We start from the raw sequence: 14,608 nt of genomic DNA on the forward strand, positions 1-14,608 counted from the left end.
CCACACGGGGTTAAGGGTTCGAAACACGCTCCGTGCTTGCGACGCGGAGCACCTACCGCTGCCCGCCTTCTCAGGCGGGCTGGCCGAGCGCCCGGTACCACTGCAGCACCTGATCGACCGCTTCATCGACCGAAAGCGCCGACGTATCGAGCAGCTTGGCATCTGCCGCAGGCTTCAGCGGCGCGGCTGCGCGATTGCTGTCGCGCGCGTCACGTTCACGAAGATCCCGGAGCAAGTCATCTATATTAGCAGAAAAACCTTTTTGCATCAATTGCTTATGCCGCCTGGTCGCGCGCGCCTCGGCGCTGGCCGTCAGGAACACCTTCAGCACGGCGTCCGGGAAGATCACCGTGCCCATGTCGCGCCCGTCCGCGACGAGGCCGGGCGTCTTGCGGAATGCGCGCTGGCGCGCGACGAGCGCGGTGCGCACGGGGCCGTGCACGGCAATGGCCGACGCGCGGTTGCCGACCGCTTCGGCACGAATGTCGTTCGACACGTCGACGCCGTCGAGCTGCGCGCACCCTTCACGGAACGTGATGTGCAGATCGTCGATCAGCTTCACCAGCGCGTCGATGTCCTCCGCGGCGATCCCGTAGCGCACGCTCGCGAGCGCGGCGAGCCGGTACAGCGCGCCGCTGTCGAGCAGGTGGAAGCCGAGGTGCGCGGCGACGAGCGCTGCGACGGTGCCCTTGCCGGAAGCGGTCGGGCCGTCGATCGTGATGACGGGAGTCGGGTGAAAGGGTCGGGTCGATTTCATCGGAACAGTGGGTCAGGCCTTGGCGAGCGCGGCGAAGCGGTCGAAATAGTCGGGGAACGTCTTGCCGACGCACTTCGGATCGTTGATCCGCACGGGCACGCCGCCCAGGCTGACGAGCGAGAAGCACATCGCCATCCGGTGATCGTCGTACGTATCGATCGCCGCGTTCGGGGTGAGCTTTTCCGGCGGCGTGACGACGAGATAGTCGGGGCCTTCCTCGACGATCGCGCCGACCTTGCGCAGCTCGGTCGCCATCGCGGCGATGCGGTCCGTCTCCTTCACGCGCCAGCTCGCGATGTTGCGCAGCGTGCTCGTGCCGCTCGCGAACAACGCCGCAACCGCGATGGTCATCGCCGCGTCGGGAATCAGGTTGAAGTCCATGTCGATCGGCTCGAGCTTGCCGTGATCGTGGCCGATGCCGCGCACGTCGATCCAGTCGTCGCCCATCGTCACGTTCGCGCCCATCTGCATCAGCGCGTTCGCGAAACCGACGTCGCCCTGGATGCTCGCGCGCCCCACGCCCTCGACCCGCAGCGGGCCGCCGCCCAGCGCACCGGCCGCGAGGAAGTACGACGCGGACGACGCATCGCCCTCGACCATGATCCGTCCCGGCGACTTGTAGCGAACGCCGGCCGGCACGACGAAGCGCTGCCAGCCGTCGCGCTCGACGGTCACGCCGAAGCGCGCCATCAGCCGGATCGTGATGTCGATGTACGGCTTCGAGATCAGTTCGCCGTCGACTTCGACGACGGTCGTGCCGTCCTTCGTCTTCACGAGCGGCAGCGTCATCAGCAGCGCGGTGAGGAACTGGCTCGACACGTCGCCGCGCACGCGGATCGGCGCATCGACCGCAATCGTCGCGGGCTTGATCCGCAGCGGCGGGTAGCCTTCGTTCAGCTCGTAGTCGATCTGCGCGCCGATCTGGCGCAAGCCGTCGACGAGATCGCCGATCGGCCGTTCGTGCATGCGCGGCACGCCGTGCACGCGATAGTCGCCGCCGTTTACCGCGAGCGCGGCGGTCAGCGGCCGGACGGCCGTGCCCGCGTTGCCGAGGAACAGGTCGGCCGTCTTCGCGGTGAACGCGCCGCGCGTGCCGGTGACCACGCAGGTGTCGCCGTCGCGCGCGAGCTTCACGCCGAGCTTGCCGAGTGCGTCGAGCATCACGCGCGTGTCGTCGGAGTCGAGCAGGTTGGTGATCGTCGTTTCGCCTTCGGCGAGCGCCGCGAGCAGCAGCACGCGGTTCGAAATGCTCTTCGAGCCGGGCAGGCGCACGGTACCCGAAGCGCTGGAGTACGGGCCGAGATCGAGGTAGTCCATGGGAATCGTCCTGTTATTTCTTGACCGGTTCGGCAGCGGGCGCGCCGCCGCGCTCCTGCCATGCCTTGCGTGCGGCGCGCGAGCGCGTGAATACGGCTTCGAGCGCCGCGCCGTCGCCGGCGTCGATCGCCGCACGCAACCGCGTGAGCACGCGCGTGTAGCCGTCGAGTTCGTCGAGCAGCGCCGCGCGGTTCGCAACGCACACGTCGCGCCACATTTCCGGGTTCGACGCCGCGATACGCGTGAAATCGCGGAAACCGCCGGCCGCGTACGAGAATTTCAGTTCCGCGTCGGCCTCGCCGAGAATCTGCTCGACGAGCGCGAACGACAGCACGTGCGGCAGATGGCTGATCGACGCGAATACGCGATCGTGCTGCTCGGTGCTCATCATGCGCACGTCGGCGCCGGTCGCGCGCCACATCGCGTCGATCCGGGCCACCGCGTCGGGCGCGTTCTCCCGCAGCGGGCACAGCACGACGTTGCGGCCGACGTAGAGGTCCGGCAACGCCGCCTCGACGCCGCTCGATTCGCGCCCCGCGATCGGATGACCGGGCACGAACTGCGCGATCCGCGCGCCGAGTACGTCGCGCGCAGCCGCGACGACGTCGGACTTGGTGCTGCCGGCATCGGTGACGATCGTCGCACCGTCGAGCCACGGCGCGATGCGCGCGAGCAACGGGCCCGTCTGCGCGACGGGCGCGGCCAGCAGGACGAGATCGGCGCCGGCAAGCGCGTCGCGCAATTGCGCGTCGTCGTCGAGCGCCGCCGCGCGGTCGATCACGCCGAGCGAGCACGCACGTTCGACCGACGCGCGCGAACGGCCGACGCCGACGATCTCGCCCGCGCCGCCCGGCGCGCGCTCGCGCAGCGCGCGGGCCAGCGATCCGCCGATCAGGCCGACGCCGAAGATGACCAGTTTGTTGAATGCAAAGCCTGACACGACAAGAGCCAAGTTACGCGCGCGAAACGACGCCCCGCACGCGGAATTCCAGATTCCGGGCAACGGGCCCGCACCCGGCGCCACCTGCGCCGGATACCGCCCGAACCCGCCTTCGGCAGCGCCGACCGGCCTGCCCTGCCCGCCCCGCCTGCGCCAAGCACGCGACGGCCGCCGCGCGTCAGCGTGCGCGCGGATACGAACCGAGTATCTTCAGGAACGCGGCCTTCTGGCCGAGTTCCGCGAGCGCGGCCGCCACCGCCGCATCGTCACGGTGCCCTTCGATGTCGATATAGAAGTAGTACTCCCACGTGCCGACGCGCGCCGGACGCGACTCGAAGCGCGTCATCGACACGCCGTGCCGTGCGAGCGGCTCGAGCAACTTGAACACGGCGCCCGGCTCGTTCTTCACGGACACGATCAGCGACGTCTGGTCGTGACCGCTCTGCCTGGCCGGCTGCTTGCCGACGATCACGAAGCGCGTGCGGTTGTGCGGATCGTCCTGGATCAGCGAGAACGCGATCTGCAATCCATAGTGTGCGGCCGCGCGGTCGCCGGCAATCGCCGCGACGGTCGGATCGGCCGCCGCGAGGCGCGCGGCCTCCGCGTTGCTCGCCACGGCCTGCCGCTCGAGCTGCGGCGCATTCGCCGCGAGCCACTGCTGGCATTGCGCGAGCGCCTGCGCATGCGCGCAGACGCGCGTCACGCCGTCGAGCGTGCCGCTCTGCGTGAGCAGGTTGTGATGGATCGGCAGCGCGAGTTCGCCGCTGATCACGAGCTGGGTCTGCAGCAGCAGGTCGAGCGTGCGCGATACCGCGCCTTCGGTCGAATTCTCGACCGGCGCGATGCCGAACGCGGACGCACCGGCCTCGACCGAGCGGAACACCTCGTCGATCGACGGGCACGGCAGCCCTTCGATCGACTGGCCGAAATACTCGAGCATCGCCTGCTCGCTATACGTGCCGACCGGCCCGAGGAACGCGACGTGGATCGTCTGCTCGAGCGCACGACTCGCCGCCATGATCTCGCGCCAGATCGCGCTGATGTGCTCGCTCGCGAGCGGCCCGGCGCTCATGTCCTGCAGCCGCGCGATCACCTGCAGCTCGCGCTCGGGCCGGAACACCGGCGCGTTGAAATGCTTCTTGACCTCGCCCACCTCGAGCGCCACCGCGGCGCGCTGGTTCAGGAGCGCGATCAGCTGCGCGTCGAGCGCGTCGATGCGGTCGCGCAGCGGTTTCAGGCGGGAATTCAGTTCGTCGTCCATGCGTTTTGCCGTGCTGTTTGAACCGCGCCGCCGTCAGGCGCCGCGCTGCTCGAAGTCCTTCATGTACTCGACGAGCGCCTTCACGCCCTCGAGCGGCACCGCGTTGTAGATCGACGCCCGCATGCCGCCGACGGACTTGTGGCCCTTCAGCTGCAGCAGCCCGCGCGCCTTTGCGCCGGCAAGGAAGTCTTCGTTGCGCGTTTCGTCGGCCAGGAAAAACGGCACGTTCATCCGCGAACGTGCTGCCGGCTCGACCTTGTTCAGATAGAAGCTGCTCGCGTCGATCGTGTCGTAGAGCAGCTTCGATTTTTCGATATTGCGGGCCTCGATCGCTTCGAGGCCGCCCTGCCGCTTCAGCCACTGGAACACGAGGCCCGCGATGTAGATCGCGTAGGTGGGCGGCGTGTTGTACAGCGAGTTGTTCGCGGCGATGGTCTTCCATTCGAACGCGGACGGGCAGATCGACAGCGCGCGATCGAGCAGATCCTCGCGCACGATCACGACCGTCACGCCGGCCATCCCGATGTTCTTCTGCGCGCCGCCAAACAGCACGCCGTACTTCGCGACGTCCATCGGACGCGACAGGATGTGCGACGAGACATCCGCGACCAGCGGCACGTCGCCGAGATCGGGGATCTCGAACGTCTCGACGCCGTCGATCGTCTCGTTGGTGCACAGATGCACGTAGGCCGGATCGTCCGATAGTTGCCATTCCGCGCGCACGGGCGCACGCGTGAAGCCGTCTTCCGTCTTGCCGCTCGCGGCCAGATGCGGCGTGCAGAACTTGTTCGCCTCGCCGAACGATTTCTGCGACCACGAACCCGTCACGACGAAGTCGGCCGTCTTGCGCGCGCCCAGCAGGTTCATCGGCACGATCGCGTTTTCCGCGATGCCGCCGCCCTGCAGAAACAGGATCCGGTGGCTCGCCGGCACGCCTAGCAGGTCGCGCAGGTCGGTCAGCGCGGCCTCGTGGATCGACATGAATTCCTTGCCGCGATGGCTCATCTCCATCACGCTCATGCCGCTGCCGTGCCAGTCGAGCATTTCGTCGGCGGCCTGCCGCAGCACTTCCTCGGGCATCGCCGCAGGGCCGGCGGAGAAATTAAAGACGCGCATCGTGAAAACCTCGGGAGGGACGCGACCGGCTTGTCGCCGGCAAAACGCGCCAGAAAAGAAATGGCCGCTTGCGCTCGCGCGCAAACGGCCATTATCGCACTGTCGTCAGGCTCCCGCCAAACCCGGCCGAACGGCCGGGGGCGCGCGCCCGGACAGCTTACTTGCCCGGCTTGACTGCTGCGACTTCCTTGTCAGCCTGCGTACGCGTTGCCTGGATCGCTTGCGGCATGTACTTCTGCATCAGGCCGTTGACCACGTCGCGACCGACCTGATCCTGAACCTGGATGAACTTGCGGCCCGTCGGGCTCTTGTAGAACGTCGTCAGATCCTTGATCTCCGACGTGCTGTAGTACTTCGCGTACGCGTCGTACTGAGCCGACATCGCGTCGCTCTGGAACTGTTGCGTGCCGAACACCTTGCCCGCGCCGTCGACCAGCTTCGGCACCGCGTTCTTCTGCAGCGTCGGAACGGCAGCCTGCTTCTGCTTGTCGTTCAGCGTCTTGTTTTCCGACAGCGCGTCCGACAGGATGGCCGGCACGAGCTGCTTGGCCTGCATTTCGGCGCTGTTGCCGATTGCCGACACGAGCTTCGGCGCGTCGATCGCGTCGAGCAGATCCTTGATCGCTGCCTTCTTGTCGGCGTCGATCGGCGCAGCTGCCGCCGGAGCAGCCGGTGCGGAATTCGACAGCGCCTGCGCCATCGCGAAAGTCGGCACCAGTGCAGCCAGCAGAACCAGTTGCTTGAATTGCTTTTGCATCATCACTCCCTTTTGGAAATATGAATGGTTGCTCGCCGGCCGCGGCGCTTTTCGCCCGCGGCGGCCAGAGTCTCATCCGTTCTTCAGGCTTCGCCGTCCGACGCCTCGTCGGCTTCGCCCTCTCCCTCTTCGGCCTCGGCGATCTGCTGGAGGCCAGAGAGCTTCGTACCCTCATCGAGACTGATGAGTGTAACACCTTGCGTGGCGCGCCCCATCTCGCGAATCTCGGACACGCGGGTGCGAATCAACACGCCGGCCGTCGTGATCAGCATGATCTGATCCTCGGCGTCGACGAGCGTGGCAGCCACGACCTTGCCGTTGCGCTCGGACGTCTGGATCGCGATCATACCCTTCGTGCCGCGGCCATGGCGCGTGTACTCGGTGATCGGCGTGCGCTTGCCGTAGCCGTTTTCGGTCGCGGTGAGCACGGTCTGCTCCTCGCTGCCCGCGACGAGCATCGCGATGACCTGCTGCCCGTCCTCGAGCTGCATGCCGCGCACGCCGCGCGCCTCGCGCCCCATTGGACGCACGTCGTTCTCGTCGAAACGCACGGCCTTGCCGGAGTCCGAGAACAGCATCACGTCGTGCGCGCCGTCGGTGATCGACGCACCGATCAGGTAGTCGCCGTCGTCGAGGCCGACTGCGATGATGCCCTTCTTCATCGGGCGGCTGAACGCTTCGAGCGGCGTCTTCTTCACGGTCCCGAGCGACGTCGCCATGAAGATGAACTTGTCGGCCGAGAATTCCTTGACCGGCAGCACGACGTTGATCTTCTCGCCTTCCTGCAGCGGGAACATGTTGACGATCGGGCGGCCGCGCGAATTGCGCGAGCCCTGCGGCACTTCATAGACCTTGACCCAGTACACGCGGCCGCGGTTCGAGAAGCACAGGATGTAGTCGTGCGTGTTCGCGATGAAGAGCGTCTCGATCCAGTCGTCTTCCTTCATCTGCGTCGCCTGCTTGCCGCGACCGCCGCGCTTCTGCGCGCGGTACTCGGACAACGGCTGCGACTTCACGTAGCCCGCGTGCGACATCGTGACGACCATGTCCTGCGGCGTGATCAGATCCTCGGTGTTCAGCTCGGTCGCGTTCAGCTCGATCTTCGAGCGGCGCGCGTCGCCGAATTCGGCCTTCACCGAGGTCAGTTCCTCGCCGATCATCGTCGTGATCCGCTCGGGGCGCGCGAGGATGTCCAGCAGGTCGGCGATCTGCGCCATCACGTCGCGGTACTCGCCGATGATCTTGTCCTGCTCGAGGCCGGTCAGGCGCTGCAGACGCATCTGCAGGATTTCCTGCGCCTGCGTGTCGGACAGGCGGTACAGCCCGTCGGTCTGCATCCCGAACGCCGGGTTCAGGCCTTCCGGACGGTACGCGGAACGGCCGCCGGCCGCCGCGTTCTCGCTCTCGGCGCGCGTCAGCATCTCGCGCACGAGCGACGAATCCCACGGCTTCGCCATCAGTTCCTGCTTCGCGATCGGCGGCGTCGGCGCGGCCTTGATGATCGCGATGAATTCGTCGATGTTCGCGAGCGCGACCGCGAGACCTTCGAGCACGTGGCCGCGTTCGCGAGCCTTGCGCAGTTCGTAGATGGTGCGGCGCGTCAGCACTTCGCGCCGGTGCGACAGGAAGCACTGCAGGATTTCCTTCAGGTTCAGCAGCTTCGGCTGGCCGTCGACGAGCGCGACCATGTTCATGCCGAACGTGTCCTGCAGCTGCGTCGCCTTGTACAGGTTGTTCAGCACCACTTCCGGCACTTCGCCGCGCTTGAGCTCGATCACGACGCGCATGCCGCTCTTGTCGGACTCGTCGCGGATGTCGGAAATGCCTTCGAGCTTCTTCTCGTTGACGAGCTCGGCGATCCGCTCGAGCAGCGAGCGCTTGTTCACCTGATACGGCAGCTCGTCGACGATGATCGCCATCCGCTGGCCGCGGTCGATCTCCTCGAAGTGCGTGGCCGCACGCATCACGACGCGGCCGCGCCCGGTGCGGTAGCCGTCGCGCACGCCGGCGACGCCGTAGATGATGCCGGCCGTCGGGAAGTCCGGCGCCGGGATGATCTCGATCAGCTCGTCGATCGTCGCTTCCGGGTTGCCGAGCAGGTGCTGGCACGCGTCGACGACTTCGTTCAGGTTGTGCGGCGGGATGTTGGTCGCCATGCCGACCGCGATGCCCGACGAGCCGTTGATCAGCAGGTTCGGAATGCGCGACGGCAGGACCGACGGCTGCATTTCGTTGCCGTCGTAGTTCGGCTCGAAATCGACGGTTTCCTTGTCGATGTCGGCGAGCAGCTCGTGGCCGATCTTCGCCATGCGAATTTCGGTGTAACGCATCGCCGCGGCATTGTCGCCGTCGATCGAGCCGAAGTTGCCCTGCCCGTCGATCAGCATGTAGCGCAGCGAGAAATCCTGCGCCATCCGCACGATCGTGTCGTAGACCGCGGTATCGCCGTGAGGGTGGTATTTACCGATCACGTCACCGACGATACGCGCCGACTTCTTGTACGCGCGGTTCCAGTCGTTGTTCAGTTCGTGCATCGCGAACAACACGCGCCGGTGCACGGGCTTGAGGCCATCGCGGACATCCGGGAGGGCACGTCCGACGATCACGCTCATCGCGTAATCGAGATACGAACGGCGCATTTCCTCCTCTAGGGAGGTGGGCAGGGTCTCTTTGGCGAATTGATCCATGTATCCGTATCGTTTCGGAGCGAAGACGGCGAACGCCTTTCGCGTGGGCGCTGCATGCGCAACGCAACGCGAGATTCTAACATGCGCCCATCGGCCGCCAATCCGCCTCCCCCACTATATGTAAACAGCAAAAATCGCGGCCGCGGCGAATCGGCCGAAATCCTCGGTCGAAATCGGGCCGACGAAAGGGTACGCGGGGACGCGACGCGACGTCGCAGGCGATCGCATCCGCCGCGTTTCCTGCGCGCGAGTAAACAACCGCATGCAATCGCGCAATTTCGCCGCCCCGCTCTTGACAATCTCTAAAAGTTACGGCAGGCGGGTGTTGCGCATGCACCACAAAGTTGAAGCGATCTTGGGGTGGGGAGGATTTTTTTTCGTAGGAAGGGAACGATATGGCAAAATGCCAACGCACTGAAAGTTAGACGCTGCTCGAAGTCTACACAGAGCGGTGCCGCGTTTTTTGTGCCGCACCAATGTTATACTTCGAGCAATGTATGACTTGTCACCGTCAACAGGCTCGCAGTAAACCTGCGGTAATCTCAATTTCGAGAGGAGAAATATGAATAAACTTTCAAAGCTCGCGTTCATTGCAGCTACCGCAGTTATGGCTGCATCCGCTTCGGCACAGTCGGTGCCGGCGTCGCGTCAAGCCGTCAATGACAACTGGGTGAACGGCACGGGCGAATGGGTGTGGATGAACGGCACGAACGAGCTCTGCTGGCGCGATGCGTTCTGGACGCCGGCCACCGCCAACGCGAAGTGCGATGGCGCACTGGTCGCCCAGGCACCGCAGCCGCCGGTCGCTCCGGTCGCTCCGGCCATCACGAGCCAGAAGATCACGTATCAAGCTGACGCACTGTTCGACTTCGACAAGGCAACGCTCAAGCCGCTGGGCAAGCAAAAGCTGGACGAACTGTCGTCGAAGATCCAGGGCATGAACACGGAAGTGGTCGTCGCAACGGGCTACACGGACCGCATCGGTTCGGACAAGTACAACGACCGTCTGTCGCTGCGCCGCGCGCAAGCCGTGAAGTCGTACCTGGTCAGCAAGGGTGTGCCGGCCAACAAGATCTACACGGAAGGCAAGGGCAAGCGCAACCCGGTTACGACCGGCTGCAACCAGAAGAACCGCAAGCAACTCATCGCCTGCCTCGCACCGGACCGCCGCGTGGAAGTCGAAGTGGTCGGTACGCAAGAAGTCCAGAAGACGACCGTTCCGGCAAACTAAGCCGCGGTTTTCGACTGCTTCAAAGCCCCGCTCCGGCGGGGCTTTTTCATTGACGCCCGTCCAGGCGCTCGCTGGCCTCGCCGTCCGCCCGCTTATATACTCGGGGCTGACGCACCGACGCACCGCCCCCCCCTCGTAGCCCGTTTGCCGACATGACCAACGCCGATCCGCACGAACTCCAGAAATTCAGCGACCTCGCCCATCGGTGGTGGGACCCGAATGCCGAATTCAAACCGCTGCACGACCTGAACCCGGTACGGCTCGGCTGGATCGACGCGCATGCGCACCTGGCCGGCAAGCGCGTGCTCGACATCGGCTGCGGCGGCGGCATCCTGTCCGAATCGATGGCCGGACTCGGCGCACAGGTGAAAGGCATCGACCTGTCGACCGAAGCGCTTGGCGTGGCCGATCTGCACAGTCTCGAAAGCGGTATTTCGGTCGATTACGAGGCGATCGCCGCCGAAGCGATCGCCGCGCGCGAACCGAGCAGCTACGACGTCGTCACGTGCATGGAGATGCTCGAGCACGTGCCGTCGCCCGCCGATATCGTGGCCGCGTGCGCGACGCTCGTGAAGCCGGGCGGCTGGGTGTTCTTCTCGACGCTGAACCGCAACCTGAAGTCCTACCTGTTCGCGGTGATCGGCGCGGAATACATCGCACAAATGCTGCCGAAGGGCACGCACGATTACGCGCGCTTCATCCGCCCGTCGGAACTGGCCGGCTTCGTGCGCGCGACGGATCTGCACATCGCCGAGATCAAGGGCATCACGTATCACCCGATCGGCAAGCGCTTCGCGCTGTCGAACGACACCGACATCAACTACCTCGTCGCATGCCGACGCGGCGCATGACCTTTTGACCGGCATGACGACTCCCCTTTCGACCGCGCGGATCGCAGACGAACCGCGCCTGCTGCACTGCGATGCGGTCCTGTTCGATCTGGACGGCACGCTCGCCGACACGGCGCCCGATCTCGCGGCAGCCGTCAACAAGATGCAGCGCGCGCGCGGCCTGCCCGAAACGTCGCTCGACGTGCTGCGGCCGCTGGCCTCGGCCGGCGCACGCGGCCTGCTCGGCGGCGCGTTCGGCATCGATCCGCACACGGCCGGCTACGAAGCGATGCGCGACGAGTTCCTGGCCAACTACGCAGCCGACCTCTGCGTGCATACGACGCTGTTCCCCGGCATCGGCGACGTGCTCGACGAACTCGATGCGCGCGGCGTACGCTGGGGCATCGTCACGAACAAGGCGATGCGGCTCACCGCGCCGCTCGTCGAGCTGCTCGGCCTCGCGCCGCGCGCCGCCTGCATCGTCGGGGGCGACACTACGCCGCACCCGAAACCGCATCCGGCCCCGCTGCTGCATGCGGCCGACCAGTTGACGCTCGCGCCCGAGCGTATCGTCTACGTCGGCGACGACCTGCGCGACATTCAGGCTGGCAGCGCCGCCGGCATGGCCACCGTCGCAGCCGCATACGGCTATTGCGGCGACGGCGTCGCGCCGACCGACTGGCAGGCCCAGCACCTCGTCGATACGACGCAGGAACTGCGGGACCTGCTGCGCGATGTTGGGCTATAATGATTGATCTTATCCGCGGGGGCGACCTGGTTTCGACAGGGGTTGTGAAGCGGCTAGGGCATGTCGAGGACCCGTCACCTCGTTAATCAATGGGAAAATCGTAACTGCAAACGACGATACGTTCGCACTGGCAGCCTAAGGGCCGCCGTCCTCTGCCTAGTTCACTGACGGGCTAGTGTCGCAAGACCGGTAGCAATACCGCCAGAGGTCATTTACGTCAGTTAAGCCCTGTCGGCGTCGCGACGCCAGGGTCGAAAATCTAGCGAATCGCCGTAGTGCAGCGTGTTCGTCCGCGTCGCTGCGGTTAAATCAAAAGACTGGACTAAACATGTAGAACTAGTCGTGGAGCGCTTCTGGACGCGGGTTCGATTCCCGCCGCCTCCACCAAATTCCGCGCTCGTCGCACGAACCCCGCATGACGCCAGTCTGCGGGGTTTTTTGTTGCCGGCGTAACGCGCACGCCCCACGCCTTCCCTTCCCTTCCGAAAAAGCGCCCAGCCACGGACGGGCCGGGCGGAATGCCGCCGGTGTTCGGCGGCCGGAGGTGACGGATGTTTCTGCCGCGCCCGCGCCATCGTCGATTGCGCCGGGTGGCGGCCGGCCCGGTGGTCAGGCTTCGGGCAGCGCGCGACGCATCGCCGCGCCGGGGCCCGCGCCGCCCATACCGGGCGAGGTGCCGCTTAGCTGCCGCGATACAGCGACTTCATTTCCTCCGCGCTGGCCGGGCGCACACCCATTGCGCGCGAACCCGACGCCGATGCGCCCTGCGCCTGCGCACCGTAGCCGCCGGCGTCGGCGCCTCGAGCCTGTGCGAGCGCACTGCGCTGCTGCTCCGCGACACGCGCCGTTGCGGCCTGGATCGCTTCCGGATAATGCGGGTCCTCGCCGCGGGCGGTGTTGTAACCGGCCTGCTGGAGTTGAACCAGTTCGGCACGGACCTGCGCACGGGTGATCGTCGAACCCGACTGGGCGAACGACACGACCGGAGCAACGAGAGCAGCGGCAACGACAACGGCTTGAACGAGCGACTTCATGATGACCTACCTCCAGATTTGTCTGATTCGGCGGTGAACACCTTGATCAGCGCCGACAAACCGAAGTTTATGTAGGTGGATGCTTAAGAATAAGGCAGGTTTGAGGAAGACATCCTTCCTGATTTACGGGTTAACCCTTAATCACCGTCGGCGCGGCCCATGCGGGCGAACGGCCGCTTCGTCCATCCCGCATTACATGAACGCTCGCCAGAAAGCGTGAGCCCCGCGAAGCGACGGGCTTCGCGGGGCTCGAATCAAGCGAGATCGGGGGGGAACGTACGCAGCGTCCGTCAGTGGATCACGCTGCGGCGCAGAAGAGGCGCCCCGCTCGGGCGCCGACACGCTGCCTGCCCGTTACCGGGTATCCATCGGGCACTTCAGGTTGCAGCCGTTCGGGTCGCCCAGGTCACCCTTGCGGCGCAATGCCGACTTCTTGCCGCTCTGATATTTCTCCGACGGCGCCGACGCCGCGAACGGCATCTGCGGGTGTTCGTTCAGGCGGAACTGTTCGCTCAGGATGCCGCCGGGCACACCCGGGGAATTCTGCGCGAACGCAAACGGCGAAGCGACGACCAGCAGCCCCGCGGTCAACGCTGCCGCGGCAAGGGGAACGGAAAATTTCATGTCGGGATGACGCCTGAACGGCGTGCTTGTTGGAACGTTGATCGAGCGGCAAGCGTAGCGCAAATCCCCCGCTGCTGCAGCGCGATTCGATCGCCGCCGCGTTACCGGGAATTGCCGTCCGGCGCGCGCGCGCCGTCGCCGCCGGCCAGCCCGGTCGCGATGTGCTCCAGCGCGCCGCACGCGGCCGGATCGTAGCCGTCGAGATGCGCGACGCGCTCGACGAAGCGTGCGTCGCGCAGCAGCGCCAGCACATCGGCCAGCGGCCGCACATCGAGCCGCGCGCGTTCGCAGGCGAAGTAATAGTCCTCGTCGACGACCGGGATGAAGTCGAGCCCGAAATGACGGGCGGCCGGCTCGACGCCGAAACCGAGATCGGCCATGCCGCTCGCGACGAACGCCGCGATCGCCGAATGCGTGAGTTCGGCCGACGCATAGCCGTCGATGCGCTCCGGATCGATGCCGATCGCGCGCAACGCGAGATCGAGCAGCATGCGCGTGCCAGATCCCGGCTGCCGGTTGACGAAGCGGATGTCGTTGCGTGCCAGATCCGCGAGCCCGCGGACCTGCTTCGGGTTGCCGCGGGGAACGAACAATCCCTGCTGGCGGCGCGTCAGGTGAATCAGCACGTGGCGCGTGTCGTCGAGCCACGGCCGGTAGATTTGCGCGCACTGCGCGCGAAACGCGCCGCGCGGCAAATGGAAGCCGGCGAGGTCGCATTCGCCGCGCGCGAGCGCCTGCACGGCCTCGACGCTCTCGCGGTATTTGATGTCGACGGCCGCCTGCGCATCGACGAGCGCGGAGACGAGCGTCGCCACCGCGTACCCGTGCGACGCATGAATGCGCACGGCCCCGCCGCGCTGCGCGAGCCGGCGGTTCAGCTCGCTGGCCACCTCGGCCGCCAGCGTGCGCAGGTTCCCGTCGAGGCGGCTGCGCGCGAGGCGCTGCGCATCGACGACCGCCTGCCCGAGCGCCGACAGCGTCGACCCCTTGCCGCGCGCGGTCTCGATCAGCGCGCCGCCGACGCACAACTCCAGCGCGCGCAGCATGCCCCACGCGTGCCGGTACGACAGCCCCTTGGCTTGCGCAGCCTGAGCGATGCTGCCTGTCCCGGCCACGAGTTCCAGCAGCGGCGCGACGTCGGACAGGCTGGCCGACCGGCCTTCGGTGTCGCGCACGGTCAGATACGCGTCGCATTCGATCCGAATCAATTATGCACTCCGATTTCCTATTGCGACCGCGAAATCTTCCGCTTATCGTTGGTGAAAATCAATCAGAACGAAGTCACGCTGCGCACTATATGAATTCC

At 66.0% G+C, this 14,608-nt stretch carries 13 protein-coding genes and 1 other RNA gene; 4 read left to right on the top strand and 10 right to left on the bottom strand.

Annotated elements, in window-relative coordinates:
• Positions 1–70: 70 nt before the first annotated feature.
• The 7 genes from cmk to gyrA form a co-directional block, all read right to left on the bottom strand.
• The gene (gene cmk / locus J8I33_RS21205) at positions 71–757 is read right to left on the bottom strand and encodes a (d)CMP kinase (protein WP_006476573.1); all 687 of its coding nucleotides are present in this window, start codon (positions 755–757) and stop codon (positions 71–73) included.
• Between the two features lie 12 nt (positions 758–769).
• Positions 770–2,074, bottom strand: coding sequence for a 3-phosphoshikimate 1-carboxyvinyltransferase (gene aroA, locus J8I33_RS21210; protein WP_124637824.1), 1,305 nt, complete (start codon positions 2,072–2,074; stop codon positions 770–772).
• Between the two features lie 13 nt (positions 2,075–2,087).
• A complete protein-coding gene (locus J8I33_RS21215) occupies positions 2,088–3,014 on the bottom strand; it encodes a prephenate dehydrogenase/arogenate dehydrogenase family protein (protein WP_209939026.1) in 927 nt (308 codons plus the stop codon).
• A gap of 178 nt (positions 3,015–3,192) precedes the next feature.
• Positions 3,193–4,275 carry a prephenate dehydratase gene (gene pheA / locus J8I33_RS21220; protein ID WP_209939027.1) on the bottom strand — a complete coding sequence of 361 codons (1,083 nt, stop codon included), beginning with the start codon at positions 4,273–4,275 and terminating at the stop codon, positions 3,193–3,195.
• 33 nt (positions 4,276–4,308) lie between these two features.
• Complete coding sequence (gene serC / locus J8I33_RS21225; protein WP_050011544.1) at positions 4,309–5,391, bottom strand: 3-phosphoserine/phosphohydroxythreonine transaminase; 1,083 nt, start codon at positions 5,389–5,391, stop codon at positions 4,309–4,311.
• A gap of 157 nt (positions 5,392–5,548) precedes the next feature.
• Positions 5,549–6,148: a DUF2059 domain-containing protein gene (locus tag J8I33_RS21230; protein WP_006486966.1), complete on the bottom strand. Its 600-nt coding sequence runs from the start codon at positions 6,146–6,148 to the stop codon at positions 5,549–5,551.
• A gap of 83 nt (positions 6,149–6,231) precedes the next feature.
• A complete protein-coding gene (gene gyrA / locus J8I33_RS21235; protein ID WP_050011545.1) occupies positions 6,232–8,835 on the bottom strand; it encodes a DNA gyrase subunit A in 2,604 nt (867 codons plus the stop codon).
• Positions 8,836–9,397: 562 nt separating this feature from the next.
• Between gyrA and ompA the strand changes: the two genes are divergently transcribed.
• The 4 genes from ompA (at position 9,398) to ssrA (ending at position 12,031) form a co-directional block, all read left to right on the top strand.
• The gene (gene ompA / locus J8I33_RS21240; RefSeq protein WP_050011546.1) at positions 9,398–10,066 is read left to right on the top strand and encodes an outer membrane protein OmpA; all 669 of its coding nucleotides are present in this window, start codon (positions 9,398–9,400) and stop codon (positions 10,064–10,066) included.
• A 152-nt stretch (positions 10,067–10,218) separates the two neighbouring features.
• Positions 10,219–10,917, top strand: coding sequence for a bifunctional 2-polyprenyl-6-hydroxyphenol methylase/3-demethylubiquinol 3-O-methyltransferase UbiG (ubiG, locus tag J8I33_RS21245; protein WP_050011547.1), 699 nt, complete (start codon positions 10,219–10,221; stop codon positions 10,915–10,917).
• Between the two features lie 13 nt (positions 10,918–10,930).
• Positions 10,931–11,644 carry a phosphoglycolate phosphatase gene (gph, locus tag J8I33_RS21250; RefSeq protein WP_089488627.1) on the top strand — a complete coding sequence of 238 codons (714 nt, stop codon included), beginning with the start codon at positions 10,931–10,933 and terminating at the stop codon, positions 11,642–11,644.
• 17 nt (positions 11,645–11,661) lie between these two features.
• Positions 11,662–12,031, top strand: a transfer-messenger RNA (tmRNA) gene (ssrA, locus tag J8I33_RS21255).
• Positions 12,032–12,324: 293 nt separating this feature from the next.
• Here ssrA and J8I33_RS21260 read toward each other — a convergent pair.
• The 3 genes from J8I33_RS21260 to J8I33_RS21270 form a co-directional block, all read right to left on the bottom strand.
• The gene (locus J8I33_RS21260; protein ID WP_050011549.1) at positions 12,325–12,678 is read right to left on the bottom strand and encodes a DUF4148 domain-containing protein; all 354 of its coding nucleotides are present in this window, start codon (positions 12,676–12,678) and stop codon (positions 12,325–12,327) included.
• A 354-nt stretch (positions 12,679–13,032) separates the two neighbouring features.
• Positions 13,033–13,302 carry a hypothetical protein gene (locus J8I33_RS21265; RefSeq protein ID WP_050011550.1) on the bottom strand — a complete coding sequence of 90 codons (270 nt, stop codon included), beginning with the start codon at positions 13,300–13,302 and terminating at the stop codon, positions 13,033–13,035.
• Positions 13,303–13,403: 101 nt separating this feature from the next.
• Positions 13,404–14,510 carry a substrate-binding domain-containing protein gene (locus J8I33_RS21270; protein WP_209939028.1) on the bottom strand — a complete coding sequence of 369 codons (1,107 nt, stop codon included), beginning with the start codon at positions 14,508–14,510 and terminating at the stop codon, positions 13,404–13,406.
• Positions 14,511–14,608: the final 98 nt, after the last annotated feature.

Origin of the sequence: Burkholderia sp. AcTa6-5 (assembly GCF_017815075.1) — a bacterium.
Classification (GTDB): domain Bacteria; phylum Pseudomonadota; class Gammaproteobacteria; order Burkholderiales; family Burkholderiaceae; genus Burkholderia; species Burkholderia sola.